Origin of the sequence: Microbacterium profundi (assembly GCF_000763375.1) — a bacterium.
Classification (GTDB): Bacteria; Actinomycetota; Actinomycetes; order Actinomycetales; family Microbacteriaceae; genus Microbacterium; species Microbacterium profundi.
In genome coordinates this window covers 224,757-251,393 of sequence record NZ_JPSY01000001.1, presented here as the reverse complement: position 1 = coordinate 251,393, position 26,637 = coordinate 224,757, and the positions used below count along the sequence as shown (strand labels likewise).

Annotated in this window: 24 protein-coding genes; 15 read left to right on the top strand and 9 right to left on the bottom strand. The window is 67.7% G+C overall.

All coding sequences use genetic code 11. The features are described 5' to 3' along the window. Positions 1 to 102: 102 nt before the first annotated feature. The gene (gene secA / locus JF52_RS0101215) at positions 103 to 2,916 is read left to right on the top strand and encodes a preprotein translocase subunit SecA (protein ID WP_033104719.1); all 2,814 of its coding nucleotides are present in this window, start codon (positions 103 to 105) and stop codon (positions 2,914 to 2,916) included. A 65-nt stretch (positions 2,917 to 2,981) separates the two neighbouring features. Then, positions 2,982 to 4,208: a pyridoxal phosphate-dependent aminotransferase gene (locus JF52_RS0101210; RefSeq protein ID WP_033104718.1), complete on the top strand. Its 1,227-nt coding sequence runs from the start codon at positions 2,982 to 2,984 to the stop codon at positions 4,206 to 4,208. Here the strand turns inward: JF52_RS0101210 and JF52_RS0101205 are convergent. Together JF52_RS0101205 and JF52_RS0101200 are read right to left on the bottom strand one after the other, a co-directional pair. Then, positions 4,099 to 5,385, bottom strand: a complete 1,287-nt coding sequence (locus JF52_RS0101205) for an AAA family ATPase (RefSeq protein WP_033104717.1) — start codon at positions 5,383 to 5,385, stop codon at positions 4,099 to 4,101. The two genes, JF52_RS0101210 and JF52_RS0101205, sit on opposite strands and share 110 nt — an antisense overlap. Further along, a complete protein-coding gene (locus JF52_RS0101200; protein WP_033104716.1) occupies positions 5,382 to 6,002 on the bottom strand; it encodes an SAF domain-containing protein in 621 nt (206 codons plus the stop codon). The genes JF52_RS0101205 and JF52_RS0101200 overlap by 4 nt, the downstream gene beginning before the upstream one ends. Positions 6,003 to 6,099: 97 nt before the next feature. Here JF52_RS0101200 and JF52_RS0101195 point away from each other — a divergent pair, with 97 nt between their 5' ends. Continuing rightward, positions 6,100 to 6,375: a helix-turn-helix domain-containing protein gene (locus JF52_RS0101195; protein WP_033104715.1), complete on the top strand. Its 276-nt coding sequence runs from the start codon at positions 6,100 to 6,102 to the stop codon at positions 6,373 to 6,375. Positions 6,376 to 6,448: 73 nt separating this feature from the next. Here JF52_RS0101195 and JF52_RS0101190 read toward each other — a convergent pair whose 3' ends face one another. Continuing rightward, on the bottom strand, positions 6,449 to 7,087 hold the full coding sequence (locus JF52_RS0101190; RefSeq protein WP_327036957.1) for a hypothetical protein: 639 nt from the start codon (positions 7,085 to 7,087) through the stop codon (positions 6,449 to 6,451). 76 nt (positions 7,088 to 7,163) lie between these two features. Between JF52_RS0101190 and JF52_RS0101185 the strand changes: the two genes are divergently transcribed. Beyond that, positions 7,164 to 7,550 carry an Rv3235 family protein gene (locus tag JF52_RS0101185; RefSeq protein WP_052166660.1) on the top strand — a complete coding sequence of 129 codons (387 nt, stop codon included), beginning with the start codon at positions 7,164 to 7,166 and terminating at the stop codon, positions 7,548 to 7,550. 53 nt (positions 7,551 to 7,603) lie between these two features. Continuing rightward, a complete protein-coding gene (locus JF52_RS0101180; protein WP_033106145.1) occupies positions 7,604 to 9,088 on the top strand; it encodes a sensor histidine kinase in 1,485 nt (494 codons plus the stop codon). 105 nt (positions 9,089 to 9,193) lie between these two features. On the opposite strand, the gene JF52_RS0101175 is transcribed toward JF52_RS0101180, so the two are convergent. Continuing rightward, positions 9,194 to 9,442: a WhiB family transcriptional regulator gene (locus JF52_RS0101175; RefSeq protein ID WP_033104713.1), complete on the bottom strand. Its 249-nt coding sequence runs from the start codon at positions 9,440 to 9,442 to the stop codon at positions 9,194 to 9,196. Between the two features lie 208 nt (positions 9,443 to 9,650). On the opposite strand from JF52_RS0101175, the gene JF52_RS0101170 reads away from it, so the two are divergent. After that, positions 9,651 to 10,049, top strand: a complete 399-nt coding sequence (locus tag JF52_RS0101170) for a hypothetical protein (protein ID WP_033104712.1) — start codon at positions 9,651 to 9,653, stop codon at positions 10,047 to 10,049. Between the two features lie 3 nt (positions 10,050 to 10,052). On the opposite strand, the gene bcp is transcribed toward JF52_RS0101170, so the two are convergent. The 3 genes from bcp to aroA are packed head-to-tail and all read right to left on the bottom strand — an operon-like array spanning position 10,053 to position 12,941. After that, positions 10,053 to 10,529 carry a thioredoxin-dependent thiol peroxidase gene (bcp, locus tag JF52_RS0101165; protein ID WP_033104711.1) on the bottom strand — a complete coding sequence of 159 codons (477 nt, stop codon included), beginning with the start codon at positions 10,527 to 10,529 and terminating at the stop codon, positions 10,053 to 10,055. Between the two features lie 10 nt (positions 10,530 to 10,539). After that, positions 10,540 to 11,619 carry a ribosome small subunit-dependent GTPase A gene (gene rsgA, locus JF52_RS0101160; protein WP_033104710.1) on the bottom strand — a complete coding sequence of 360 codons (1,080 nt, stop codon included), beginning with the start codon at positions 11,617 to 11,619 and terminating at the stop codon, positions 10,540 to 10,542. Further along, entirely contained in the window at positions 11,616 to 12,941 is a 1,326-nt protein-coding gene (gene aroA / locus JF52_RS0101155; RefSeq protein ID WP_033104709.1) for a 3-phosphoshikimate 1-carboxyvinyltransferase, read from the bottom strand. The genes rsgA and aroA overlap by 4 nt, the downstream gene beginning before the upstream one ends. Before the next feature lie 48 nt (positions 12,942 to 12,989). Between aroA and JF52_RS0101150 the strand changes: the two genes are divergently transcribed. Genes JF52_RS0101150 through JF52_RS0101140 form a run of 3 tightly spaced genes read left to right on the top strand, consistent with a single transcriptional unit; the run spans position 12,990 to position 15,231 of the window. Continuing rightward, positions 12,990 to 13,652 (top strand): sigma-70 family RNA polymerase sigma factor, encoded by a 663-nt coding sequence (locus JF52_RS0101150; protein ID WP_033104708.1) that lies wholly within the window; start codon positions 12,990 to 12,992, stop codon positions 13,650 to 13,652. Next, positions 13,649 to 13,894, top strand: a complete 246-nt coding sequence (locus tag JF52_RS0101145; protein ID WP_033104707.1) for a zf-HC2 domain-containing protein — start codon at positions 13,649 to 13,651, stop codon at positions 13,892 to 13,894. Before JF52_RS0101150 ends, JF52_RS0101145 begins: the two co-directional genes overlap by 4 nt. A gap of 44 nt (positions 13,895 to 13,938) precedes the next feature. Further along, the gene (locus JF52_RS0101140) at positions 13,939 to 15,231 is read left to right on the top strand and encodes a GNAT family N-acetyltransferase (RefSeq protein ID WP_033104706.1); all 1,293 of its coding nucleotides are present in this window, start codon (positions 13,939 to 13,941) and stop codon (positions 15,229 to 15,231) included. Between the two features lie 16 nt (positions 15,232 to 15,247). Here JF52_RS0101140 and JF52_RS0101135 read toward each other — a convergent pair whose 3' ends face one another. Beyond that, positions 15,248 to 18,940 (bottom strand): multifunctional oxoglutarate decarboxylase/oxoglutarate dehydrogenase thiamine pyrophosphate-binding subunit/dihydrolipoyllysine-residue succinyltransferase subunit, encoded by a 3,693-nt coding sequence (locus JF52_RS0101135; RefSeq protein WP_033104705.1) that lies wholly within the window; start codon positions 18,938 to 18,940, stop codon positions 15,248 to 15,250. A 156-nt stretch (positions 18,941 to 19,096) separates the two neighbouring features. Here JF52_RS0101135 and guaB1 point away from each other — a divergent pair, with 156 nt between their 5' ends. From guaB1 to JF52_RS0101120, 3 genes are all read left to right on the top strand, one after another. After that, the gene (guaB1, locus tag JF52_RS0101130) at positions 19,097 to 20,557 is read left to right on the top strand and encodes a GMP reductase (protein WP_033104704.1); all 1,461 of its coding nucleotides are present in this window, start codon (positions 19,097 to 19,099) and stop codon (positions 20,555 to 20,557) included. 153 nt (positions 20,558 to 20,710) lie between these two features. Continuing rightward, positions 20,711 to 22,030, top strand: a complete 1,320-nt coding sequence (locus JF52_RS0101125; protein WP_033104703.1) for a hemolysin family protein — start codon at positions 20,711 to 20,713, stop codon at positions 22,028 to 22,030. After that, positions 22,027 to 23,088, top strand: a complete 1,062-nt coding sequence (locus JF52_RS0101120; RefSeq protein WP_033104702.1) for a hemolysin family protein — start codon at positions 22,027 to 22,029, stop codon at positions 23,086 to 23,088. The genes JF52_RS0101125 and JF52_RS0101120 overlap by 4 nt, the downstream gene beginning before the upstream one ends. Before the next feature lie 17 nt (positions 23,089 to 23,105). Here the strand turns inward: JF52_RS0101120 and JF52_RS0101115 are convergent, their stop codons facing one another. Beyond that, a complete protein-coding gene (locus JF52_RS0101115) occupies positions 23,106 to 24,173 on the bottom strand; it encodes an NADH:flavin oxidoreductase/NADH oxidase (protein ID WP_033104701.1) in 1,068 nt (355 codons plus the stop codon). A gap of 50 nt (positions 24,174 to 24,223) precedes the next feature. Here JF52_RS0101115 and JF52_RS0101110 point away from each other — a divergent pair, with 50 nt between their 5' ends. Genes JF52_RS0101110 through JF52_RS0101100 form a run of 3 tightly spaced genes read left to right on the top strand, consistent with a single transcriptional unit; the run spans position 24,224 to position 26,635 of the window. After that, complete coding sequence (locus tag JF52_RS0101110; protein ID WP_033104700.1) at positions 24,224 to 25,063, top strand: ADP-dependent NAD(P)H-hydrate dehydratase; 840 nt, start codon at positions 24,224 to 24,226, stop codon at positions 25,061 to 25,063. Further along, positions 25,060 to 26,295 (top strand): glycosyltransferase 87 family protein, encoded by a 1,236-nt coding sequence (locus JF52_RS0101105; protein WP_033104699.1) that lies wholly within the window; start codon positions 25,060 to 25,062, stop codon positions 26,293 to 26,295. The genes JF52_RS0101110 and JF52_RS0101105 overlap by 4 nt, the downstream gene beginning before the upstream one ends. A gap of 22 nt (positions 26,296 to 26,317) precedes the next feature. Further along, positions 26,318 to 26,635, top strand: coding sequence for a thiamine-binding protein (locus tag JF52_RS0101100; protein ID WP_033104698.1), 318 nt, complete (start codon positions 26,318 to 26,320; stop codon positions 26,633 to 26,635). Positions 26,636 to 26,637 lie beyond the last annotated feature (2 nt).

Below are 26,637 nucleotides of genomic sequence, written 5' to 3'. Positions count from 1 at the left end.
ACGATGCAAAGGTCACCGGCCGGTAACATGGCGAGGTATGCCCGGTACTGAAGCCCGATCTGGGTGGCCGGGGTTCTGACCCACAAAAGGGAGATGACTTAAGTGGCGAATCCTCTTGAGAAGCTGCTGCGCGCGGGCGAGGGTCGCATCCTTCGACGCCTGAATCAGGTCGTGAAGGCCGTCGGCGCGCTGGAGGAGGACTTCGAGAAACTCACGGATGAGGAGCTCTCGAACGAGACCACCCAGTTGCGGGAGCGGTTCGAGAAGGGCGAGACCCTCGATCAGTTGATGCCGGAGGCCTTCGCCGCCGTCCGCGAAGCCGCCAAGCGCACGCTCGGCATGCGCGCGTACGACGTGCAGCTGATGGGTGGCGCGGCCCTGCACATGGGCAACATCGCCGAGATGAAGACCGGTGAGGGAAAGACGCTCGTCGCGACGTTCCCGGCCTATCTGAATGCGATCGCCGGCAAGGGCGTTCACATCATCACGGTCAACGACTTCCTCGCCTCCTACCAGGCCGAACTCATGGGGCGCGTGTTCCGCGCTCTCGGCATGAAGACCGGCATCATCGTCTCGGGGCAGACGCCCGCTGTGCGACGCGAGCAGTACGCCGCCGACATCACCTATGGAACGAACAACGAGTTCGGCTTCGACTACCTGCGCGACAACATGGCGTGGCGCAAGGAAGATCTCGTGCAGCGCGAGCACTTCTTCGCGATCGTCGACGAGGTCGACTCGATCCTGATCGACGAGGCGCGCACGCCGCTCATCATCTCCGGCCCGTCCTCCGGCGAGGCGAACCGCTGGTTCACCGAATTCGCCAAGATCGCTCGCACACTGGAGCCCGGCGAGGACTACGAGGTCGACGAGAAGAAGCGGACGATCGGTGTGCTCGAACCCGGCATCGAGAAAGTCGAGGACTACCTCGGCATCGAGAACCTGTACGAGTCGGCGAACACACCGCTCATCTCGTTCCTGAACAACTCGATCAAGGCGCTCGCCCTGTTCAAGAAGAACACCGACTACGTCGTGATGAACGACGAGGTCATGATCGTCGACGAGCACACCGGTCGCATCCTGGTGGGTCGTCGCTACAACGAGGGCATCCACCAGGCGATCGAGGCGAAGGAGTCGGTGCCGGTCAAGGCCGAGAACCAGACTCTCGCGACCGTCACGCTGCAGAACTACTTCCGCCTGTACGACAAGCTCGCCGGCATGACCGGTACGGCCGAGACCGAGGCCGCGGAGTTCATGTCGACGTACAAGCTCGGCGTGGTGCAGATCCCCACGAACCGCCCGATGATCCGCAAGGACAACGCCGATCTCGTCTACAAGAACGAGACGGCGAAGTTCGCGCAGGTCGTGGAGGACATCGTCGAGCGCCACGAGACCGGTCAGCCGGTGCTGGTCGGCACTGTCAGCGTCGAGAAGAGCGAATACCTCTCCCGGCTGCTGGCGAAGAAGGGCATCAAGCACGAGGTCCTGAACGCGAAGAACCATGCTCGGGAAGCGGAGATCGTCGCGCGGGCGGGCCGACTCGGCGCCGTCACGGTCGCCACCAACATGGCCGGTCGCGGCACCGACATCATGCTCGGCGGCAACGCTGAGTTCCTCGCCGTGCAGGAACTCAAGAGCAAGGGCCTCGACCCGGCGGAGACTCCGGAGGAGTACGAAGCCGCCTGGGACGAGACATACGAGTCGATGAAGGGTGTCGTCGCCGAGGAGAGCACCAAGGTCACCGACGCCGGCGGCCTCTACGTGCTCGGTACAGAGCGTCACGAATCGCGGCGCATCGACAACCAGCTGCGCGGACGCTCCGGACGTCAGGGCGACCCAGGTGAGAGCCGGTTCTACCTCAGCCTCACCGACGACCTCATGCGACTGTTCCAGTCGGGTGCTGCCGAGGCGATCCTTGCGCGTACCAACTTCCCCGACGATGTTCCGATCGAATCCGGACTCGTCTCACGCGCCATCCGCAGCGCGCAGTCGCAGGTCGAGTCGCGCAACGCCGAGATGCGCAAGAACGTCCTCAAGTACGACGACGTCCTCAACCGTCAGCGCGAGGCGATCTACGCCGACCGCCGCCACATCCTGCAGGGCGACGACATCGCCGGCCGGGTGCAGCACTTCATCGAGGATGCCATCACCGGCGTCGTCGCGGATCACACCGGCTCCGGCCACAACGAGAGCTGGGACTTCGACGCTCTGTGGACCGAGCTGAAGACGCTGTACCCCGTCAGCGTCACGATCGATGAGGTCGTCGCCGAGGCCAGCGGCCGCAAGGGCGGCATCGACGCAGAGGGACTGACACGCGAGCTGCTCTCCGACGCCAAGATCGCCTACGAGACGCGTGAGAGCACGCTCGGAGAGGCCGCCACACGCGAGCTGGAGCGCCGAGTCGTTCTGCAGGTGCTCGATCGTCGCTGGCGCGATCACCTCTATGAGATGGACTACCTCAAGGACGGCATCGGCCTGCGGGCGATGGCGCAGCGCGACCCGCTGATCGAGTATCAGCGCGAGGGCTTCGCGATGTTCCAGTCGATGATGGGCCAGATCAAGGAGGAGTCGGTCGGCTACCTCTACAACCTCGAGGTCGAGGTGCGCCGCGCCGGTGACTCCGACACCACAGAGGTCGAGGCCAAGGGCCTCGCCACGGACGGCGGAGAGCAGCGGCTGGAGTACTCCGCGCCCAACGACGCGGGTGAAGTCGAAGTCCGCAACGATCGTGGTCAGGTGCAGCAGTCCGCGACGGACCGCCTCCGCCAGGCCGCCGCCACAGCCGCGGCATCCGAGGGCGATGCACCTGCCGCACCCGCGCAGGGCGCGCGCGGTGCTTTCGGGCAGCGGACGGATGCTCCGGATCCCGCACCGGGCAACCGCGAGCAGCGACGTGCGCAGGGCAAGAAGAAGAAGTGATCGAGGGCTGAGCTCAGCGCCCTGAGCGGCGCTGAGCATCCGGCCCGAGCCGGTAGGCTTTCTCAATGACCCCTCCACGCCACTTCGACCAGTCGTCGAAGCTCAAGAACGTCCTGTACGAGATTCGCGGCAAAGCGCTCGTAGAGGCGGCGCGGCTGGAGGCCGAGGGCCACAACGTCCTCAAACTCAACACGGGCAATCCGGCGATCTTCGGATTCGAGGCGCCGCATCAGATCGTGCACGACATGCTCGCGGCGCTGCCGACAGCGCACGGTTACAGTGACAGCCGAGGCATCATCTCCGCGCGTCGCGCCGTGGTGAGCCGATACGAGCAGATCGAGGGTTTCCCGTCGTTCGGTCCCGACGACGTCTATCTCGGCAACGGCGTCTCCGAGCTCATCACCATGACGATGCAGGCGCTCCTCGACCAGGGCGACGAAGTGCTGATCCCCGCCCCGGACTACCCGCTGTGGACCGCGATGACGAGCCTCGCCGGCGGAACCCCGGTGCACTACATCTGCGACGAGCTCAGTGGTTGGGAACCGGATCTGGAAGACATCCGTTCCAAGGTCACGCCCGCCACGAAGGCGATCGTCATCATCAATCCCAACAACCCGACCGGCGCCGTGTATTCGCGAGCGGTACTCGAGGGCCTCGTTCAGATCGCTCGCGAGAACGAGCTGCTGATCCTCTCGGACGAGATCTACGACCGGATCCTGTTCGACGATGCCGTGCACATCCCCACCGCAACGCTCGCCCCCGACCTGCTGTGCCTGACGTTCAATGGCCTGTCCAAGACGTACCGGGTGGCGGGGTTCCGTTCCGGCTGGATGGTCATCACAGGGCCGCAGGATCACGCGAACGGGTTCCTCGAGGGAATCACGCTGCTCGCATCGACCCGCCTCTGCCCGAATGTCCCCGCGCAGCACGCGGTGCAGGCCGCGCTCAGCGGAGTGCAGTCCATCGACGCTCTGATCTCATCGAGCGGCCGGCTGCACGAACAGCGCGACGTCGCGTGGGAGGGTCTGGAGTCGATCCCCGGGGTCTCATGTGTGAAGCCGCTCGGCGCGCTGTACGCCTTCCCGCGGCTGGACCCGAACGTGCACGAGATCCGCGACGACAGCAAGTTCGTCTACGACCTGCTCGTCGCCGAACACATCCTCCTCGTGCAGGGGACCGGGTTCAACTGGCCAACTCCCGACCACTTCCGAGTGGTGACGCTGCCAGAGCCCCGCGTTCTGGGCGAAGCCATCGAGCGACTCGGGAACTTCCTCGCCGACTACCGGCAGTGACCTTCGAGCCGGTCGGCCGGACCGGCTCGAGCGTCTCGACGAGACGCCTTATCGCTGCCACCAGCGCGGAGCGCGGAGTGATGTCCGCCATCGGCCGCGCATGCAGCAGGGCGGCGTCCGCCGCGCGCTGATCGAGGGGCAGGAAGGAGACGTCGGTGATGCCGGCGAACCTTTCCAGCGCGCCTCGGATCTGACCACGGGCGTCGATCCCCAGCGGACCGGGGCGCACCTGATTCGCGACGACGGCGACGTGAGCGGTCGGGCCGATGAGTCTGCGCAGCTCGGCATGATCGCGAAGGAACCGCGACACCGAAAGCGGGTCGGCCGCAGTGACGGCCACCACGACGTCCGCTTCGCGCAGCACGGTCGTGGTGGCGGCATTGCGCCTCGGGCCGGCGAGATCGTCGGTGATCTCCTCGTCGGCGTCGAAGGCAGCCGAGACGTCGACGATCGTGACGTCCGCCCACTCCCGGCACACCTGAAGGGTCGTCCGCAGCCGTCCGGCAGCGAGTTCCGGCCAGCGGGAGGGACGATTGAGTCCGCCGAGGACCTCCAGGCCCCCTGCACTCGTCTCGACTCGCGTGGCGAGGCGAGCGAGCTCTGCGGCATCGAGGCCGCCGAGTTCCGCGCGTCGGCAGGCTGCTGCGATCCCCGGTGCATCGTCGCCGAGTCCGAGCAGCAGGGCGAGTGACGGTGCGACCGTGTCCGCGTCGACGAGCGCACAGGACCCGCCGGATCGCATCATCTCCACGGCCAACTGGATCGCGACGGTGGAGCGTCCCGGTGCGCCGTGCGGCCCCCAGACAGCGATCACTCGCCGGTTCGACGGCGTCTGAGGCGTCGTGGTGATCGGGGTCTCGTCGGCGAGGGCGTCTGCGATCTGCCACGCGTCGGCATCCTCGGGGAGGGCTTCCGGAAGCCCGTAGCGGCCGAGCAGTCGCGAGTCGCCCGTTCCCAGAGTGATGATGCGCACCCCGCTCCGATCGCAGGCCTGCACCAGCTCACTGGTCAGCGCTGATCGCGTGGCGGGGAGGATCACGGCATCCGACTCGCTCAGCAGCGAGACAGTGAGCTCGGCAGGCGGAAGGATGCCGATGACCCGGATGCCGTCGCGTTCGAGATCCGCGCCGATCGCTGTTGCCTTCGGCTCGTCGAGAGCGATCAGCACCGAGGTCACGAGGCGTACCCCAGCGGCACCACGGACAGCGCGCCACCGCCGGTGATCGCAGCGAGGACGTCGGCCACATCGGATCGATCGATCACGATCTCGAGCATCGCGGTGCGCTGTGCGAGCATGCCGTCGGTGTCGGGAATCGAGGCGACCACGACGTCGGCGACGAGAATGCGCGGAGCGTCGAACTCGTCGGACTCCGCCACCAGCGGTGCGTACCAGAGCTCGACCGGTGTTCCGACCACGACGCTCTCGGGTATGCCGACGCTGCTTTCGATGACGATGCTCGTCGTGCGGCCGGACTGGGCATCGGAGGCAGCGGTCACCGGCAGCAGTTCCCCGGCCGCGAGAGTTCGGGCCGCGATCATGCCCGGCTCGAGATCCTGAGGCGCGAGGTATCCGTCGACGACGGTGCCGAGGCTCACCTCCACGACGCGGAAGTCGTCGGATACGAGAGCCTCGCCCTGCGCGATCGTCCGATCCGCCTGCAGCACCGGCGTCGTCTGGCGTGCCGATGACACGATCAGCCAGACACCGGCGACGGAGAGGATCACCAGGGCGATGCCGATCAGGAAACGGATGTCACCCCAGAAGGCACGCCGTGCGCGTGGTTGGGTCGTCATGCACACATCGTCACAGAATCGCCCGACTCGAGTCGAAAGTTATCCACAGGGCGGTCACGTGGGCATATAAGCGTCCAGGAAGCGCGACAATGAGGTCATGGCCGATTCGCCCGCATCAGCTCCTCGCTTCCTCGCGCCCGCGCAGGTCGCCGAGCTCCTCGCGATCGACGTCGATGAGGTCGTCGCACTCGTGATCAGCGGCAGGCTGCGCGGCGCGCAGCTGGGCGCGCCCGCGCGCTGGCGGGTGGCAGAGGACAGCATCGCCGAGTACCTGGCGGAGCAGACCGAAGAGGCACGGCGCATGGCGCTGTGGCGTCAGGCAGATGCGGCGAGTTTCCCAGAGGTCTGGGGCACGCAGCGCCCCACGCGCTGACCGGCGCCGCTTCGGCGCGACACCGCGCCGACGTCAGAGACAGTGCACCGCCTTCAGAATCAGTGCACCGCCTTCAGAGCACCGCGCCGTCCATTCGCGCCGACACCACCGCGTCGAACGGGACGATGCGGAACGCCCGCACGGCGTCGGCGCGTCGCGCCTGGCCGGCGTCGTGGACGGCGAGATCGAGATGATCGGCGCCCGCGCGGTCCACGGTGCCATGCAGACGTTCGCCGTCGCGCAACGCGACGTGCAACGGCGTGCGCCGTCGCGCGAGGTCTCGCATCAGGAAACCCAGCGTCATCCGCCCCCGCAGCTCATCGGTCGGAAGCACGGCGTCCTCCAGCGTCGCCAGCAGCGCACCATGCGTGCTCTCGACACCGGTGAGCGCCGAGAGCGGCACGATCAGGGCGCCACCGCCCTCGGGAGGCTGTGCGGCGATCCAATCCGCCCCGACGACGCGCACGCGCACGGATCGACGCTCGCCGTCGACAAGTCGCAGACCGACCAGCGCAGCATCGTGCTCGAATCTGCGCAGGCGTGCGCGCAGCCCGAGTCTCGCGATGCGCAGCCGCTCCGACTCTGCATCGAGCACAGCGCGCTCGGCCTCCCATTCGGCGGCGAGCTGACCTTCGAGGTCTTCGAACAGACGATCCCAGTGCACGCGAACGAGCGTAGGGGAGAGCATGCGGATGCCGCGGGAGTTATCCACAACTTGGGCTTCGGGTCTGGCGCGAGGACTGCGGGACGTGGTCTACTGGCACGCATCGAAACCGAAAGTGAATACGATGACGCTTCACGAGTACTTCGCCCCGCAGCCGACTCCGGCAGCAGATCTGCCGAATCCCACGCAGCTGCTGCGCAGTCTCACTCAGGGCGTGCTCGAGGTCTTCGCCGGCGTACGTGAGATCGATCAGCTCGCACGATGGTTCAGTGAAGAGGCGTTCCGAAAGCTCGGTGCCAGGGCGAACCTCTCCGCACGGGCTCGCAGCGCACGCGGAGTCCCTCCTGTCCGGCCCGTGTTCGAAGTGCTCTCCATCCGAGAGACCGTGCCCGCCGACGGGGTGGTGGAGGCCGTCGTCGTCGTTGCGGGACCAGGGCGCACGAGGGCTGTGGCGATCCGGCTGGAAGGTCTTGACCGCCGCTGGCGCGCCACATCGTTCGCCGTGCTCTGAACTGCCTGTCCCCGTGATCTGAGCGTCCGGGCGCGCGCCATTAGGCTTGTGTGGTGTCCACCCTCAGTGATCTCGTCCATGCCCAGGGCTGCTTGAACGACAATGATGTCGAATGGCTGCACAGACTCGCGAGCGACGGGCAGCTGCTCGCCGACCTCGCCTCCGCCGACATCGTGATCTGGGTCGCGACGAACGACGGTTCCTTCGTCGCCGTCGCCCACGCACGTCCGAGCGGAGCCGCGACGCTGTTCTACCGCGACATCGTCGGGGAGGGAGTGCGACAGCAGTGGCGCACGCAGGTGCGGGGTGCTTTCGACTCCGGCCAGATCGTCGATTCCTCTTCACCCGACTGGTTCGAGGAGACACCGACGAGGCTTCGCGCCGTGCCGATCGTTCGCGAGCGCGGCAAGGACGGCAATCCAGCTCCTGTGATCGGCGTGCTCACACGCCACAGCAATCTGGGCGAGACCCGCACCCCGTCACGGCAGCAGATCACGTTCGACGAATGCGCGAACGATCTGTTCCGCATGATCTCGTCCAGCGAGTTCCCCGACCCAGCCGCTCCCACGTCGCCGCGGCGCGGCGCTCCCCGCGCGTCGGACGGCCTCATCCGCATCGATGTCGACGGGATCACGACGTTCGCGAGCCCCAACGCGCTCTCGGCATTCAACCGCATGGGCTTCGACGACGAGCTCGAGGGGGAGTCGCTCGCCGAGGTGACCACGCGCATCCTGCCCTCGACCAGACAGGTCGATGAGTCTCTTCCCGTCGTCGTCACCGGACGTGCGCCATGGCGCACCGATATCGAGGCGCGCGGCGTCACCGTCTCCCTGCGTGCCATCCCGCTCAAGGACCACGGCACCCGCGTGGGCGCGATCATCCTGTGCCGTGATGTGAGTGAGCTGCGCCACCAGGAGCAGGAGCTGATCACCAAGGACGCGACGATCCGCGAGATCCATCACCGCGTCAAGAACAATCTGCAGACCGTGGCCTCGCTGCTGCGCATCCAGGCACGCCGCACGCATTCGGATGAAGCGCGTGATGCGCTCACGCAGGCGATGAGGCGGGTGGATGCCATCGCCGTCGTGCACGACACGCTGGCGCAGGGGCTGACGCAGACCGTCGACTTCGATGAGGTCTTCCACCGGGTGCTCAAGCTCGTCGCCGAGGTCGCCGCCGCGCCCAACACGCGTGCGCGCACGATGTCGACCGGTCATTTCGGCGTCCTGCCCAGCGAGTACGCCACGCCTCTCGCGCTGGCGCTCACGGAGGTCGTCACGAACGCCGTCGAGCACGGCCTGGCCGGCAAGGAGGGCATGGTGACGATCGACGCAGTGCGCACCGACGAGAAGCTGCACGTGTCGGTTCACGACACCGGCCACGGCCTCCCGGAGGGGCGGATCGGTCAGGGCCTCGGCACGCAGATCATCCGCACGCTCATCCAGGGAGAGCTGGGCGGCAGCATCGAGTGGCGCGGCGCCGACGGCGAGGGCACGGATGTGCTGATCGACATCCCGATGCGCTGGTTGAAGCATTGAGTTGAGTCGGGTCTCGTCCGCGAAGCGGACCTGACCCGACTCAAGGTTGAGTGAGGCCCGCGAAGCGGCCCGAGTCGAAACCCGGGCCGTCGGGGACGCCCAAGCTCAGGAAGCGCGGCGCGCGCGCGCCGCGCGACGCTTGAGGGCGCGGCGCTCGTCTTCGGAGAGGCCGCCCCATACGCCGGAGTCCTGGCTGGTCTCCAGTGCGTACTGCAGGCAGACCTCGGTCACCGTGCAGGTGGCGCAGACGGTCTTCGCCTTCTCGATCTGATCGACGGCCGGACCGGTGTTCCCCACGGGGAAGAACAGCTCAGGGTCGACAGTCAGGCAGGCGGCTTTGTCGCGCCAGTCCATGGGGGCTCCTCGGTGTGGATTCTCGTGAGCGGTCGCAGGGCGATGGCTCGGTGATGGGCGGCGAAATCGGGGTGTCGTCGACCGTAGTGATGCGAGCGGTTGCTCGCCCCACGCCGCTGTGGGAGCACATGACTGTTAACATTGTGTTACAGCACGGGCGCGAAATCAAGGATTTTGTGCCTACAGATCTGATTTCTCAGGAGACACCTTGCGTTCACCCCGTCTGGCCACCGTCGCAGCGGCTCTGCTCGCGCTTGAGGGAGTGGCGCTCACCGTCGTCGCCCTGATCGAGCTCGTCGGCCTCGGAGCCGGAGAGGCCGCATCGCTTCCCACAGCGATCGCGCTCATCGTGCTCACCCTGATCGGCGCCGCCGCCCTGTTCGCGTTCGCGCTCGGCACGCGCCGAGGACGCACCTGGGCCCGCTCCGGCGGCGTCGTGCTCCAGGTGCTCGCCGTGGCGCTCGCACTGGCGTCGCTGACCGTTCAGCCGGTGCTGTGGGCGTTCGTGCTCGGGGTCGGGTTGCCGGGGATCATCGGATTCCTGCTGCTCATCGCGAGCGCGCGCAGCGAGAGCGTCGGCTCGATGCAAGAACCGGCTGAGGACTGACGCTCAGGCGTCGATGCCCAGCATCTTCCTCAGACGTGCCACGTGGCCGGTGGCCTTGACGTTGTAGAGCGCCTGCGCGATCGTGCCGTCCTCGTCGAGCACGAAGGTCGAGCGGATCACGCCCTCGATGACCTTGCCGTAGTTCATCTTCTCGCCCCACACGCCGTAGGCGGAGTGCACGGCATGGTCCGGGTCGCTCAGCAGCGTGAAGGTGAGGCCGTCGCGATCGCGGAACTCGGCCAGCTTCGACGGCTCGTCGCGCGAGATGCCGACGACGCGGTAGCCGGCGCCCTGCAGGGACGCGATGCTGTCTCTGAAGTCGCATGCCTGGGTCGTGCATCCGGGTGTCATCGCCGCCGGATAGAAGTAGAGGATCGTCTTCTGACCGCGGAGGTCGGAGAGTGCGACCTCGCTGCCGTCCTGGTCGGACAGCGAGAAGTCGGGGGCGGCGGTACCGGGTTCGAGGCGCAGATTCGTCACGCTCTCCAGCCTATCGACCGGGTGAGCCCGGATTGGCCTCCGCCTTGTCGGCGAACGTCTGCAGCAGGCGCTGCAGCGAATCCAGACGCGAAAGGGTGGCCGGACTCAGTTCGCCGCGCTCGGCCGCCTCGATCAACGCGCAGTCGGGGGCATCGCTGAGGTGCGTGCATCCGCGGGGGCATCTCTCGGCGATCTCGGCGAGTTCGGTGAACGAGGCGAGGATGTTCGCCGTGTCGACGTGCCCCAGCCCGAACGAGCGCACACCCGGCGTGTCGATCACCCATCCGGTGCCCTCGGGGCTCACGTAGCGCAGCGAGACGGTCGAAGAGGAGGTGTGACGGCCCCGCCCCGTGACCTGGTTCACATGTCCGGTCGCCCGTCCTGCCGACGGCACGAGCGCGTTCACGAGCGTCGACTTGCCGACGCCCGAGTGTCCGACGAACACGGTCGAGTGCCCGATCAGCGCCGCGCCGATCTCATCGGTCGGCATCTTCTCCTGCGCACTCGTGAACACACGCAGGTCGAGTCCGTCGAAGTGCGACAGGAACTGCGCCGGGTCGGCGAGGTCGGTCTTGGTGACGACGAGGAGCGGACGGACGCCGGCATCCAGAGCCGCCACCAGGTATCTGTCGACCAGTCGTGCACGCGGCTCAGGATCGGCGGCGGCGACGACGATGAGCATCTGATCGGCGTTGGCGACGATCACGCGCTCCACCTGGTCGGTGTCGTCCGCGCTGCGTCGCAGCAGCGACGAACGTTCGACGATCCCGACGATGCGCGCCAGGGTGCCCTCATCGCCAGAAGTGTCACCCACAACGCGGGCCTGATCGCCGGTGACGATGGGCATGCGGCGGAGCTCTCGCGCCCGCGTGGTCGTGATCGTGCGCTCATCCACGGCGCCCTCGTCGATCATCACGCTGTAGCGGCCACGATCGACACCGAGCACCCGGCCGATCTGCGCATCCTCGTGGGCAGGGCGACGTTTCGTGCGCGGACGGTTCGCCTTGGGGTTGGGACGCATCCGGATGCTGCTCTCGTCGAAGTCCTCGAAGTCACCGTCGAGGTCATCGTCAGGGTCGAGCCAGCTCACGCGGAGGCGCCCCCCAGCATCCGTTCCCAGAGTTGCGTGAACTCCGGGAGGGTCTTCGCCGTCGTGCCGATGTCGTCGATCCTGACGTCGGGTACGCGCAGTCCGACCAGAGCGCCGGTGGTCGCGATGCGGTGGTCGTGGTGAGAGGACCAGGTTCCGCCGTGCAGCGGACGCGGGATGATCCGCATACCATCCGACAGTTCCTCCACCTCGCCGCCGAGTGCGGTGAGATTGCCGATCAGTGCCGCGATGCGGTCGGTCTCGTGCATGCGGATGTGACCGATCCCGCGGATCGTCGTCGGACTGTCCGCGAACGCGGCGAGTCCGACGATGGTGGGGGACAACTCGCTGGCCGCCGAGAGGTCGAGATCGAGCCCGCGGATGCCGTCGCCGGCACGCACGGTCATCGTGCCGCTGTGGCGGCCGACGTGCGCACCCATCGCCTGCAGGATGTCGGGCAGCAGCGCACCGGGCTGAGTCGAGTGCAGCGGCCAGCCCGTGACCGAGACCTCACCGCCGGTCACCATCGCCGCGGCGAGGAACGGGGCCGCATTGGAGAGATCGGGCTCGATCGCGATCTCCTTCGCCCGCGGGACGCCGGCCTCGACGAGCCATTCCCCGGCGGCGGGTCGCTCGATTCGGATGCCGCGGCGACTCAGCGACTCGATGGTCATGTCGATGTGCGGAAGACTCGGCAGGTGCTCGCCGGTGTGCACGAGGTGAAGGCCGACATCGAATCGCGGAGCGGCCAGCAGCAGACCGGAGACGAACTGACTCGATGCGGAGGCGTCGATCTCGATCCGCCCCCCGCGGATGCGGCCATGACCGCGAATGGTGAACGGGAGAGACCAAGTGCCCTCGTCATCGATGTCGACACCGAGATCACGAAGTGCGGTGATCATCGCGCCCATGGGGCGATGCAGCGCGGTCTCATGCGCGGTGAGATGGACGTCCTCGGCGGCGAGGCCGGCGATCGGCGCGATGAAGCGCATGACCGTGCCCGCCTGCCCGCAGTCGACCGTGCCGCCGCCGCGCAGATGCCCTGGGGTCACGAGCAGATCAGGCCCGAACTCGCCTTCACCGTCTATCTCCTCGATGCTGACGCCCAGCGAGCGCAGCGCGTCGACCATGCGCCGAGAATCGTCCGAGTGCAGCGGCGCGGTCAGCCGACCGGGGCCGTCTGCGATCGCGGCGATGATCAGTTCGCGGTTGGTGAGCGACTTCGACCCGGGAATGGTCAGCGTCGAGTGCACAGCACCGGCGGCTACGGGCGCACTGTAGGCGCCCCTGGCAGGGGAGGTGGAATACCGAGTGTCGCTCATCGGTTCCACCTTAGTGAACGGCGGGGCACGCGCCGAGAAGGAGTACGAATGCTCGCAACGCTGGAAAGCGGGATCACAGACATCACCGGCCTAGACTGGCCCGTGATGGATGACATGGCACCCGCCGACACGGTCGGCGACGCTCGGCGCGAGTTCGAGGAACAGGCGATCCCCTTCATGGATCAGCTGTATGCGGCGGCTATGCGCATGACGCGCAACCCCGCCGATGCTGCTGACCTCGTGCAGGAGACCTTCGTGAAGGCTTTCGCATCGTGGGCCTCTTTCACCCAGGGCACCAATCTGAAGGCCTGGCTGTACCGAATTCTCACGAACACCTACATCAACATCTATCGAAAGAAGCAGCGCGAGCCGTTCCAGGGCACGATCGACGAACTCGAGGACTGGCAGATGGGCGGTGCGGAATCGACCACGGCGACGCACAGCCGCTCGGCTGAGGCCGAGGCGATCGACCGCATGCCGGCATCCGTCGTGAAGGATGCCCTGCAGGAGGTCCCGGAGGACTTCCGACTTGCGGTCTACCTGGCTGACGTGGAGGGATTCGCGTACCAGGAGATCGCCGACATCATGAAGACCCCCATCGGCACCGTGATGAGCCGCCTGCACCGTGGCAGGCGAATGCTGCGCGAGTTGCTGTCCGATTATGCCGCTGAGCGAGGAATCGCCGCGGCTGGTACGAGGAGCAAGAAATGAGCGACTGCGGTTGCGACAAAGCCCGTCAGGATCTGGAGGAGTACCTCCGCAACGAAGTGTGCAAGACCGAGCACACCCAGATCCGCGAGCACATCGAGAACTGCCCGTCCTGCCAGGGTGAGGCTCTCGTCGCGAGCACCCTCACAGAGGTCGTGGCACGTGCGTGCAAGGAGACGGCTCCGGAGGAGCTGCGCGATCTGGTGCTCGCCAAGCTGCGCGCTGCTCAGGTCGCTGCGCACTGAGCCGACGCTCTGACGTCGGCGGCTGCTGCCTTTAGGGTGGAGGGATGACCGACGCGCGCAGCATCCCAGCCGACCCCACGTCCGTCGAGCGGCTGGCAGGCCAGCGCCTCACGTACCGGATCATCGACATGTCGTCACCGGCTGAGGCCGAGGCGTTCTTCCGTGCCGACGCACGGGGCTTCCTCGACTCCGAGCCCACTGCCGAGGCGGTCGCGTCGACGACCGCCGCGCTGAAGGACCGGCGCAACATCGGCGTGTTCGAGGGCGGCGCCGAGGAGAGCACTCTGCCTGTGGCGACGGTGAACTCCTGGATCACACCGCTCACAGTCCCCGGCGGCGAGGTCGACATGTGGGCGATCAGCTCCGTGACGGTCTCCGGCACGCACCGCCGGCGCGGCATCGCACGCGCGCTGCTGGAGGGGGAGTTGCGAGCCGCGGCTTCCGCCGGCACCCCTATCGCCGGTCTCACCGCATCCGAGGCCACCATCTACGGCCGTTACGGTTTCGCGCCCGCCGTCCCCGTCGCCCGTATCACCGTCGACACCCGTCGCGCCGGATGGGCCGCGACCGCGCTCCCCGGCCGAGTCGAGTACATCGACAAGGAGACGCTGAGGGATCATCTGTCGGCGATGCACGAGGTCGCACGCACACAGCGCTCAGGGCAGATCGCCGGCTGGAAGCTGCGGTGGGAACGAGTGGCGGGGCTCACACCGGAGCACCCGGATGCGGCGGCGGTGCGCGGCATCCGCTATCTCGACGAGAGCGGGGCGGTGCGGGGTGTGATGGCATACAAACTCGCCGAGATCCCCGGCGCATTCCGGTTCGAGATGGTGATCTTCCACCTCGCTGCAGTCACATCGGACGCGCTCACCGCGCTCTGGGGCTTCGCGCTGCAGCACGACCTTGTCGACAAGGTGCGCGTCGACCTCCGCCCGATCGATGATCCGCTGCCGTGGCTCGTCACGGACCGCCGCGGTGTGGATGTCGTCGTGCACGATCACGGCTGGCTGCGCATCCTCGATGTTCCCGCAGCGCTCTCCGCGCGCACATACCGCGCGCCGATCGACCTGGTGCTCCGCGTGGCCGACTCGCTCGGCTTCGCGGACGGTTCCTGGCGGCTCACCGCCGACGGCGGGTCAGCGACGGTGACCCCCGTGGAGGATGCCGCGGCGGACGTGATCCTCGACGTGGCGACGCTGTCGGCCCTGTATGCCGGGGGAGTGAGCGCAGTGCAGTTGCGCGCCGCAGGCCGGCTGAACGTCACCGCCGAGGTCGCGGCATCCGTCGACGACGCATTCCGCGCCGCAGAGGTCCCGCTGCTCGGCATCTGGTACTGAGCAGCGGGCCTCCGGGTCAGAGGCTGAGAGCGCGCTTGAGCAGGTCTGCCTGCTCGGTGGCGTGCACCTTGGACGAACCGGCCGCAGGCGATGCCGAGGCCGCACGCGAGACGACGCGGAAACCGCGCTCCCGCACCGCGTCGAACGCGAGAGCGAGGAACGGCCACGCTCCCTGGTTCTCCGGCTCTTCCTGAACCCACACCAGTTCGGCGTTCGGGTACGTCTCGGTGATCGCCTTCAGCTCGTCGATCGGCGTCGGGTACAGCTGCTCGAGGCGGACCAGGGCGATCTCGGGGTTGGGGTTCTTGTCGAGTTCGCTGCGAAGATCCCAGTGCACCTTGCCCGAGTGCACGAGCACGCGCTTCACGCTCTCGCGGTTCAGTTCGCGGTGATCGTCGATCACCGGCTCGAAGCGTCCCTGGGTGAAGTCCTCGACCTTGCTGGTCGCACCGCGAAGACGCAGCATCGCCTTCGGCGTGAACACGATCAGCGGGCGTCGAGGACGGGCGTAGGCCTGGCGCCGCAGCAGGTGGAAGTGCGAGGCGGGCGTCGACGGACGGGCGACGGTCATGTTGTCCTGCGCGCACAGCTGCAGGAAGCGCTCGATGCGTGCTGACGAGTGATCCGGTCCCTGGCCCTCGTAGCCGTGCGGCAGCAGCAGCGTGACGCTGGACTGCTGGCCCCACTTCTGCTCAGCGGACGAGATGTACTCGTCGATGACGGCCTGCGCGGTGTTCGCGAAGTCGCCGAACTGCGCCTCCCACAGCACCAGTGCTTCCGGCGCCTCGACGGAGTAGCCGTACTCGTATGCCATCGCGGCGTACTCGCTCAGCAGGGAGTCGTAGACGAAGAAGCGCCCCTGGTTCTCGGAGAGGTTCGCAAGGGGCAGCCACTCCTGGCCGTTCGCGCGGTCGTGCATGACGGCGTGACGCTGCACGAAGGTACCGCGCCTGGAGTCCTGACCCGCGAGGCGCACCGGGGTGCCCTCGACGAGCAGGGAGCCGAACGCGAGCAGTTCGCCGAAGCCCCAGTCGATGTTGCCGCTGCGCGTCATCTCGACCCGCTTGTCCAGCAGCTGCTGGATCTTCGGGTGCACGGTGAAGCCCTCCGGCTTGTTGGCGAACGCCTCTCCGATGAGATTCACGACCTCCGTGGAGACCCCGGTCACATCCGGCTCGCCGGTGATCTCGTCGACGGGGACGAGATCCGGAGCGATCGGCGTCGCGCCGGTCTCCGCCGCATGCGTCTCGGCGAATGCGACCTCGAGACGGCGCTGGAAGTCGTCCTTGGCCTGGTCGTACTCTTCTTCGGTGATGTCACCGCGGCCGACCAGGGCCTCGGTGTAGAGCTTGCGCACCGAGCGCTTCTCCTGGATGAGGTCGGTCATGAGCGGCTGCGTCATCGAGGGGTCATCACCCTCGTTGTGGCCGCGACGGCGGTAGCAGACGAGGTCGATCACGACGTCGCGGTGGAAGCGCTCACGGTATTCGAAGGCGAGCTGCGCGACGTGGATGACCGATTCGGGGTCATCGCCGTTGACGTGGAAGATCGGTGCCTGGGTCGTCTTGGCGACGTCGGTCGCGTACACCGAGGTGCGCGCATCCGTCGGCGTCGTGGTGAAGCCGACCTGGTTGTTGACGACGACGTGGATGGTGCCACCGGTGCGGTAACCGCGCAGCTGCGCCATCTGCAGCGTCTCGACGACGACGCCCTGGCCGGCGAAGGCCGCGTCGCCGTGCACGAGGATCGGCAGCCAGGAGAACGTGCCGATCGGCTTGCGGTCCTGCTTGGCGCGCACGATGCCCTCGAGCACGCCGTCGACGGTCTCCAGGTGCGAGGGGTTGGCCGCGAGGTAGACCGGCAGCTCGGACTTGTCGTCGGCGATGAACGTGCCCTGGGTTCCGAGGTGGTACTTCACGTCGCCGGAGCCGCGCTTGTTGCCGGTGGCCTGAAGACCCTCGAACTCGCGGAACACCTGTCCGTAGGTCTTGCCGGCGATGTTGGTGAGCACGTTCAGCCGACCGCGGTGGGCCATTCCGATCGCTGCGCCCTCGAGCCCGCCTGCGGCGGCGCCCTGGAGGATCTCGTCGAGCAGCGGGATCAGCGATTCGCCGCCCTCGAGCGAGAAGCGCTTCTGGCCGACGAACTTGGTCTGCAGGAACGTCTCGAACGCCTCGGCCTCGTTGAGCTTGCGGAGCACGCGCAGCTGCTCGTCATGGCCGGGCTTCTGGTATTTGACCTCGACCTGCTCCTGGAACCAGCGACGCTGCTCAGGGTCCTGGATGTGCATGTACTCGATGCCGAGTGTGCGGCAGTACGAGTCGCGCAGCACACCGAGGATGTCGCGCAGCTTCATGACGCGCCTGCCGCCGAAGCCGCCGGTGACGAACTCCCGGTCGAGATCCCAGAAGGTGAGGCCGTGGCTCTCGATCTCGAGGTCGTGGTGCGAGCGCTGCACGTACTGCAGCGGATCGATGTCGGCCATCAGGTGACCGCGGACGCGGTAGGAGTTGATCAGCTCCTGCACGCGGGACTGCTTGTCGACGCGCTCGGCGAGGTCGACTGCGATGTCGGCGTTCCAGCGGATCGGCGCGTACGGGATGCGCAGCGCCGCGAAGATGTCGTCGTAGAATCCGCGTTCGCCGAGAAGCAGCTCATGCGCCTTCTTGAGGAACTCGCCGGAGCCGGCACCCTGGATGACGCGGTGGTCGTACGTGCTGGTGAGGGTGATGGTCTTGCCGATGCCGAGTTCGGCGAGCGTCCTCCCGCTCGCGCCCTGGAACTCGGCGGGGTACTCGAGGGCGCCGGCGCCGATGATGCAGCCCTGGCCCTTCATGAGTCGCGGCACGGAGTGCACGGTGCCGATTCCGCCGGGGTTGGTCAGTGACACCGTGGTGCCGGCGAAGTCACCGGCGGTCAGCTTGTTGGCGCGCGCCCTGGTGACGAGGTCTTCGTAGGCGGACAGGTACTCGGTGAAGGTCAGCGTGTCAGCGCGCTTGATGCTCGGCACCATCAGGGCACGGGTGCCATCGGGCTTGGGCAGATCGATCGCGATGCCGAGGTTCACATGAGCCGGCGCGACGACGGAGGGCTTGCCGTCGATCTCGGCGTAGAACACGTTCTGGCTCGGGAACTCCTTCAGCGTCTGGATCAGAGCCCAGCCGATGAGGTGCGTGAAGCTGATCTTGCCGCCGCGCGAGCGCGACATGTGGTTGTTGATGACGATGCGGTTGTCGATCATCAGCTTCGCCGGGATGGTGCGGACGCTGGTCGCGGTCGGAACCGTCAGCGACTGGTCCATGTTCGCCGCGAGGGTCTTCGACATTCCGCGAAGCGGCGTGGCCTTGTCCTCATCGGCCGATTCCTCGGCCGCCTTGGCCTCCGGCTTCGGGGCCTGGGCGGGGATCGGCGCCGGGGCAGCGGGCTTCGCCGTGGTGCGGGCGACGGGCTGCGAGCCGATCACCGGGATCGGCGCGGTCACCGGGTGCTCGGCGGCTGCGGCGGACGCAGCCCCGGAGGGCGGTGCGGATGCCGACGCGGCCGGCGAGGACGAAGCATCCGGCTTGTAGGTCTCCAGGATCGGCCACCACTCTTTGTCGACGGAGTTGCGATCGATCTTGAACTGTTCGTAGAGTTCGTCGACGAGCCACGAGTTGGCTCCGAAATCTCCGTCGTCTGAACTCCCGACGCCGGCCACCTGGTTCGCCACGCGCTATCGCCCTCTTTCATCGCTGAAGCTTTTGTCCACGCGCGAAACGGGAGGCCCCCGGGTCAGCGCGCTCTACCGTCTAGCCTAACGTGTTCTCGTGCACGGATACGCGAGTGCGGCTGCCCGATCCGGCCGTGGTGAAGCTACCGTGGGGGTATGAAGTTCGTCAGCGAGCAACCAGCCGTGGATCTCACCTATTCGGACGTCTTCCTGGTGCCACGTCGCTCCGACATCACCAGCAGGCTCGAGGTCGATCTGACGCCGCGCGACGGCACGCCGGCGACGATCCCGCTGGTGGCGTCGAACATGAACTCGGTCACTGGCCCAAGGCTCGCCGCAGTGCTCGCCCGGCGCGGCGGTCTGGGGATCCTCCCGCAGGACATGCCGCTGCAGGATCTGGATGCCGCCATCCGCGATGTGAAGCGTCAACCGGTCGCATGGGACACGCCGCTCGTGCTTCCGCCCTCGGCCACCGTCGCCGAAGCGCTCCATCTGATGCCCGCCACGGCGGGTCACGGCATCGTGGTCGCCGAGGGCGTCGCAGGCTCAGTGGTCGAGGCATCGGCAGTGCGCGGCATCCTGCCGGCCACCAGGCTCGCGACGGCCCTTCCGGATGCGCAGCTGGGAGATCTCGTGCACGTGGGCACCCCGGCGCTGGACGCCGACGACGTCACGAGCGGACGCGCCGCCTTCGACGTCATCACCGCGACGGGCGCCGAACTCGTCACGATCCAGCGGCACGGCCACCTGATCGGCACGCTGAGCGCACGCAGCGCGCTGCGCTCGACGCTGTACACACCGGCGGTCGATGCGGACGGGCGGCTGGCGGTGGGCGCCGCGATCGGAATCAACGGCGACGTGGCGGCCAAGGCCAAGGCGCTCGCCGCCGCCGGCGTCGATGTGCTCGTTCTCGACACAGCGCACGGCCACCAGGAGGGGATGCTGCGCGCACTCGCGACCGTCGCGGCTCTGAACCTCGGCATCCCGCTGGTCGCGGGCAACATCGTCACCGCCGACGGCGCGAATGACCTCGTGGATGCCGGAGCGTCGATCCTCAAAGTCGGGGTGGGGCCGGGCGCCATGTGCACCACGCGCATGATGACGGCGGTCGGACGTCCGCAGTTCTCCGCGGTGCTCGAGACGGCGCAGGCCGCGCACGAACTGGGCGCCCACGTCTGGGCGGACGGGGGAGTGCGCTACCCGCGCGACGTCGCGCTCGCGCTCGCCGCCGGCGCGGCATCCGTCATGATCGGCTCCTGGTTCGCCGGAACGATCGAGGCCCCTGGCCAGCTGCAGACCGACGCCGACGGTCGCATCTACAAGGAGTCGTGGGGCATGGCGTCGACCAAGGCCGTGCAGGCGCGGTTCGGGCGGCTCGATGCGTACGAGCGTGCGCGCAAGGAACTGTTCGCCGAGGGCATCTCGTCGTCGAAGATCTACCTCGACCCTCTGCGGCCGGGGCTGGAGGACCTGCTCGACATGATCACGTCGGGCGTTCGGTCCTCGTTCACGTACGCGGGCGCGGCGACGGTGCCGCAATTCCACGACCGCGCACTGGTCGGACGCCAGTCCGCCGCCGGCTACGAAGAGGGCAAGGCACTGCCGGTCAGCTGGTAGCCGCGGAAGCTGATGCTGCGCCGTCAGGAACAGTCGGGGACACAGCTTCGACACCGTCGAGAATCTGTAGAATCGATGCACCATGGACGACCCTCCCAGTTGTAGTACATCGCCCCACTGCCGGCCCCTGCTTCTTGAGGAGGGGAACTGCTGATGGACTACGTCATGCTGGGCGTGGGGCTTCTGCTCACGGTGGGAACGGGACTGTTCGTCGCGAGCGAGTTCGCACTCGTGAATCTGGATCGCGCCGAACTCGAGGCTCGTCAGGCCAGAGGCGAATCACGGCTCGCCATCACGATCGGTGCACTGCGGCACACCTCGACGCACCTGTCGTCCGCGCAGCTCGGCATCACGCTGACCACGTTGTTGACCGGTTACACGATGGAACCGGCGCTGTCGAACCTGCTGAGCCCGGTACTGACCGGATGGGGGATCGCCGAAGGCGCGGTTCACCCCATCGCGACAGTGGTCGCCATGTTCATCGCGACGGTGCTCTCGATGATCCTCGGCGAACTGGTGCCGAAGAACTTCGCCCTCGCGCTGCCTCGGGCTACGGCGAAGCTCGTCGTGCCGTTCCAGGTGGCGTTCACGACGGTCTTCAAGCCCGCCATCGTGCTGCTCAACGGCAGCGCCAACGGCATCCTGCGCTCGATGGGAGTCGAGCCCAAGGAGGAACTGTCCGGTGCGCGCACGGCTGAGGAGCTCTCCTCGCTCGTGCGCCGATCCGCCAGCGCCGGTGTGCTCGAAGCGGACACCGCCAGCCTGCTCGATCGCACTCTCACGTTCTCGCGGCTCTCCGCCGACGATGTGATGACGCCCCGGCCGAGCATGCACGCCATCGCAGCCGGCGACTCGGCCGAGGATGTCATCCAGCTCGCTCGCCGCACCGGCCACAGTCGCTTTCCCGTCTACGACGACGACCTCGACGACATCACGGGTGTCGTGCACCTGAAGGCTGCAGTCTCCGTGCCACGCGAGCGTCGCACCGAGGTTCCCGTCGGCGCGCTGGCGACCGAGCCGCTGCGGGTACCGGAGACCGTCCACCTCGACGTGCTGATCTCCGAGCTCCGTGCGAAGGGCTACCAGCTCGCGATCGTCGTCGACGAATACGGCGGAACCGCCGGAATCGTCACGCTCGAGGATCTTGTGGAGGAGATCGTCGGCGAGGTGTCGGACGAGCACGATCGCAGTCGCGCCGGCGTCGTCCGCGGCCGAGACTCCATCACCTTCCCCGGCGAGCTGCGTCCGGATGAACTGCGAAGTCGCACGGGCGTGCTCGTGCCGGAGGGAGACGTGTACGACACCGTGGGCGGTTATGTCATGAGCGTTCTGGAACGCGTGCCGGCCAACGGTGACGAGGTCACCCTTGACTCGGGTGTACTGCAGGTCGTCCGCATGGACGGCCGCCGTGTCGACCGCATCCGGTACACGCCGGTGCCGGTCGACGTCGCAAGTGAGGAGGTGACGCGATGAGCGACTGGATGGGAATCGTCTGGCTCGTGATCCTGCTCGTCGCGAACGCCTTCTTCGTCGGCGCCGAGTTCGCGGTGATCTCGGCCCGCCGCTCGCAGATCGAACCGCGCGCAGAACGGGGCTCGCGCTCCGCGAAGACCGCGCTCTACGCCATGGAGCACGCGACCCTCATGCTCGCGACATCGCAGCTCGGCATCACGATCTCCTCGCTGCTGATCCTGAACGTCTCCGAGCCCACGATCCACCACCTGCTCGGAATCCCGATGTACGCCTTCGGCTGGACGGATGCCGTCGTCGACGTCGTGGCGTTCGTCGGCGCGCTGCTGATCGTGTCGTACCTGCACGTGGTCTTCGGCGAGATGGTGCCGAAGAACCTCGCGTTCTCGCTGCCCGACCGTGCCGTGCTGATCCTCGCGCCGCCGTTGGTGTGGATCTCGAAGGTCTTCCACCCGGTGATCTGGGTGCTCAACACCGCCGCCAACGGTGTGCTGCGCCTGTTCCGCGTGGAGCCCAAGAACGAAGCGGCATCGACCTTCACGATCGATGAGGTCGCCACGATCGTCAGTCAATCGCGTCGCGAAGGCGTGCTCACGGACGCGTCAGGCACGGTTTCGAAGGCGGTCGAGTTCACCGACAAGAAGGCGCGCGACGTCGCAGTGCTGCTCGGCGACCTGGTCACACTGCCGGAGACGTCGACTCCGGATGACATCGAGCGTGCGGTCGCCCGCTACGGATTCTCCCGATACGTGATCGTCGACCAGGGGCGTGCACCCGTGGGATATGTGCATCTCAAGGACATCCTCCGGGTCTCGGAGGGGGCGGATGCCGCGACTACGACTGCGGTGCCCATCCCGTCCAAGCGCATCCACCACATGGTGCCGGTGCAGGAGGACACCGATCTGGAGGACGCCCTCGCGGTCATGCGTCGCGCCGGGCGCCACCTGGCGAAGGTCCGCAACGCGGAGGGCGAGACCACCGCGGTGCTGTTCCTCGAGGACATCCTGGAGGAGCTCGTCGGAGAGGTGCAGGACGCCACCCGCCGTGTGCACGGCAGGTAGCGACCCGCGCCGAGCGCTCAGCGCCAGCGCGCCCGCAGGTACTGCGGCTGCCATGTGACCGTGTCGTCGAGCTCGTGCGCGGCCCGCAGACCGAAGTGCGGGTCGCGCAGCCATTCCCGACCGGCGAAGATGGCGTCGGCCGCGCCGTCGGCGAGTACGCGCTCCGCCTGCTCCGCCGCGGTGATGAGTCCGACGGCCGAGACCGGGATCCGCCCGCCCTGGCGGACAGTCTCGGCCAGCGGCACCTGGTAGCCAGGGTGCACGTCGATCCGCTGATGCGCGACGAGTCCGCCGCTGGAGACGTCGATGAGGTCGGCCCCGTGCTCGATCGCCCAGCCGGCGGCCACTGCCGCTTCGTCCGCAGTGAAGCCGCCCTCGGCGTGGTCGGTGGCGGATATCCGCACGAACAGCGGCACCGCGTCGCCCGCGGCCTCGCGCACCGCATCCACGACGCGCAACAGCAGTCGTGCGCGATTGTCGAGCGAACCGCCGTACTCGTCCGTGCGCTGGTTCGACAGCGGCGAGAGGAATTGGTGCAGCAGGTAGCCGTGGGCGCCGTGCACCTCGAGGACGTCGAACCCGGCATCCAGCGCACGCCGCGCCGCGGTACGGAATCCGTCGACGACCCGCTCGATGCCGTCGCCGTCCAGCGCGGCCGGCGTCGCGAATCCTTCGAACGCCACTGCGGACGGAGCCGTGCTCGTCCAGCCGCCCTCTGCTGCGGACACCGACCCGCGCTGCTCGGCCCACGGCCACCAGGTCGACGCCTTGCGTCCGGCGTGTGCGAGCTGGATGCCGGCGAGCCCACCGCGGTGGTGGATCGCATCGACGATCGGCGCCCAGGCGTCGCGCTGCTCATCGTTCCAGATGCCGGTGTCACGCGGCGAGATGCGCCCCTCGGGGACGACGCTGGTCGCCTCGGCGACGACGAGGCCGGCGCCTCCAGAGGCGAACTGGGTCAGGTGCGTGTGGTGCCACTCCTGCACGACGCCGTCGACGGCGCTGTACATGCACATGGGGGATACCCACAGGCGATTCGGGAAAGTGGCGGAGCGGATGCTGAGAGGGGAGAAGAGGTGACTCACTCTTCGACCGTAGTGCCGCTGGCGAGCACGAGGCGCGCTAGCGTGGAAGCATGGTCGACGTCCGCGAATGGTCCAGCGCCGACGCCGCGCGTCTGCTGCGGATTCCTGGTCAGGGCGATGACAAGTACTCGCGCGGTGTCGTCGCGCTGCGCACCGGTTCGAACGCGTATCCGGGTGCAGCCGTGCTGGGTGTGGAAGCGGCCTGGCGCGCGGGTGCCGGGTACGTCCGCTTCGTCGGCGAGGGGCGCGCTGCCGATGCCGTGATCGCCCGTCGTCCCGAGACGGTCGCCGCAGCAGACATCGGACGTACCCGTGTGGGTGCCTGGGTCATCGGCTCCGGCACGGATGCCGGCGACCGTTCACCGGACGAGGAGCGGGCACTGCGCGACATCCTGAACGGTCCAGCCCCGGTCGTGGTCGATGCAGGAGCGCTCGATCTCGCGCTGACGGCCTCGGCGCCTCTCGTCGTCACCCCGCACGCCGGTGAGTTCGCGCGGCTGCGGGAACTGCTGAACCTGCCGCCGGATGGCACCGGTGATCGCGTCGTCGATGTCGCCGAGACAGCGCACGTCCTCGGTCGTACTGTCCTGCTGAAGGGGTCGACGACCCTGGTCGCGGCATCCGACGGCGCCCGCGTGCTCTCGGTCGCGTGCGCGCCCGCCTGGCTGGCGACGGCCGGCGCCGGTGACGTGCTCGCCGGTGTGATCGGCGCACTCCTCGCGGCCGCGCCGGACGCCTCGGTGGCAGAGGCCGCGGCAGCGGCGGCATGGCTGCACGGGCACGCCGCAACGCTCGCGTCCGGATCGGCCACGGGCGCTCACGGCCATCCGATCGTCGCGCTCGATGTCGCCGAAGCGCTACCGGCAGCCATCGAAGACCTGCTGTCGTGAGGCCGCGTACGACGCTCCTGTGGGCCGCATTCCTCGCCGTCCATGTGCTGGTCGCGTGGCTGGGGTGGGTGTATCCGACCCAGCCGATGGGCGATGTGGTGCTCGTCTACGAGCCATGGTCGACCGCGGCGGTGTCAGGCGGTGCGATCGTGGGGATCACGGAGTCGTGGGTGTACCCGCAGCTGGCGCTGCTGCCCATGCTGCTCGCGAAGCTGCTGGCGTGGCCGCTGGTCGGGTTCGTCGGCACCTCGGGCGCATATCTGATCGGCTGGGCGGTGCTGGTGACGGCAGTGGATGCTGTCGCCTTCGGCGTACTCGTCGGGCGCAGCGGTACAGCCTCGCGGCGTTCGGCCGGATGGTTCTGGACCGCGGCGCTGCTGCTGCTCGGACCGATCGGCATCTACCGGATCGACGCCGTGACGGTGGCGCTCGCGGTGATCGGCGGGCTCTGGCTGATCAAGCGCCCTGTCGTCGCGACGGCGCTGCTCACGGTCGCGGCATGGATCAAGATCTGGCCAGGCGCGCTCGTGCTGGCCGCGATGGTCGCCGCGCGGGGGCGCATCCGGATCCTCCTGGCAGCCGTCGGCGCATGCGCGGCGATCGTGCTTCTGCTCTTCCTGCTCGGTGCAGACCAGCATCTTCTCGGGTTCCTCACGCAGCAGACCGGGCGTGGGGTGCAGATCGAATCCGTCGCAGCGACGCCGTTCATGTGGCTGGCGCATTTCGGCGCAGCATCCGTCGACTACAGCTTCGAGATCCTCACGTTCCAGGTCGGGGCGCCAGGCGTGGATGTCCTTGCCGTTCTGCTGACGCCCATCATGGCGGTGACCGTCGCGGCCGTGTTCGTGATCGGAGCGGTCAAGGCGACACGCGGAGCGTCGTTTCCGCGGCTCTTCCCGCCGCTCGCTCTCACGCTCGTCGCCGTGCTCATCGTGACGAACAAGGTCGGCTCGCCGCAGTTCCAGACCTGGCTGATCGCCCCGGTGATCCTCTGGATCATCTTCGACCGCACGAGGTCCGCACTGCCGGCGGGCGTGGTGCTTGTACTGTGCGCGCTGACGTGCCTGATCTACCCGTTGACGTACGACGGGCTTCTGCGCGCGGAGCTTGTACCCGTGCTACTGCTCACCGCACGCAATCTGCTGCTGATCGCCCTGCTCGTCGTCGGGGTGCGCGCGTTGGTGAGGGTGCCGACCGCGCGTCGCACCTCCCGTTCCCGAACCCGAATCTGACCGTTCAACGAGAGGAAACCCCATGCTCATCGCCTTCTCCGTCGCCCCAGGCGGCTCAGGGAACACCGACGGCTTCGTGCACGACGCGGTCGCCGCCGCGGTCAAGGTCGTCCGCGAATCCGGGCTGCCGCACCGCACGACCAGCATGTTCACCGAGATCGAGGGCCCGGACTGGGACACCGTCATGGATGTCGTCAAGCGCGCCACCGAAGCGGTGATGCCGTTCGGCTCCCGCGTCTCGCTGGTGCTGAAGGCCGACATCCGCCCCGGCTACAGCGGTGAGCTCGACGCGAAGATCGATCGACTCGAGGCTGCGATCGAGGAGTCTGCCGACCAGTAGCA

Coding starts and splice junctions, on each gene's coding strand:
- JF52_RS0101210 (WP_033104718.1), top strand. CDS start 2,982: ATGACCCCTCCACGCCACTTCGACCAGTCGTCGAAGCTCAAGAACGTC.
- JF52_RS0101200 (WP_033104716.1), bottom strand. CDS start 6,002: ATGACGACCCAACCACGCGCACGGCGTGCCTTCTGGGGTGACATCCGT.
- JF52_RS0101195 (WP_033104715.1), top strand. CDS start 6,100: ATGGCCGATTCGCCCGCATCAGCTCCTCGCTTCCTCGCGCCCGCGCAG.
- JF52_RS0101185 (WP_052166660.1), top strand. CDS start 7,164: ATGACGCTTCACGAGTACTTCGCCCCGCAGCCGACTCCGGCAGCAGAT.
- JF52_RS0101175 (WP_033104713.1), bottom strand. CDS start 9,442: ATGGACTGGCGCGACAAAGCCGCCTGCCTGACTGTCGACCCTGAGCTG.
- aroA (WP_033104709.1), bottom strand. CDS start 12,941: ATGAGCGACACTCGGTATTCCACCTCCCCTGCCAGGGGCGCCTACAGT.
- JF52_RS0101150 (WP_033104708.1), top strand. CDS start 12,990: ATGCTCGCAACGCTGGAAAGCGGGATCACAGACATCACCGGCCTAGAC.
- JF52_RS0101145 (WP_033104707.1), top strand. CDS start 13,649: ATGAGCGACTGCGGTTGCGACAAAGCCCGTCAGGATCTGGAGGAGTAC.
- JF52_RS0101140 (WP_033104706.1), top strand. CDS start 13,939: ATGACCGACGCGCGCAGCATCCCAGCCGACCCCACGTCCGTCGAGCGG.
- guaB1 (WP_033104704.1), top strand. CDS start 19,097: ATGAAGTTCGTCAGCGAGCAACCAGCCGTGGATCTCACCTATTCGGAC.
- JF52_RS0101125 (WP_033104703.1), top strand. CDS start 20,711: ATGGACTACGTCATGCTGGGCGTGGGGCTTCTGCTCACGGTGGGAACG.
- JF52_RS0101120 (WP_033104702.1), top strand. CDS start 22,027: ATGAGCGACTGGATGGGAATCGTCTGGCTCGTGATCCTGCTCGTCGCG.
- JF52_RS0101110 (WP_033104700.1), top strand. CDS start 24,224: ATGGTCGACGTCCGCGAATGGTCCAGCGCCGACGCCGCGCGTCTGCTG.
- JF52_RS0101100 (WP_033104698.1), top strand. CDS start 26,318: ATGCTCATCGCCTTCTCCGTCGCCCCAGGCGGCTCAGGGAACACCGAC.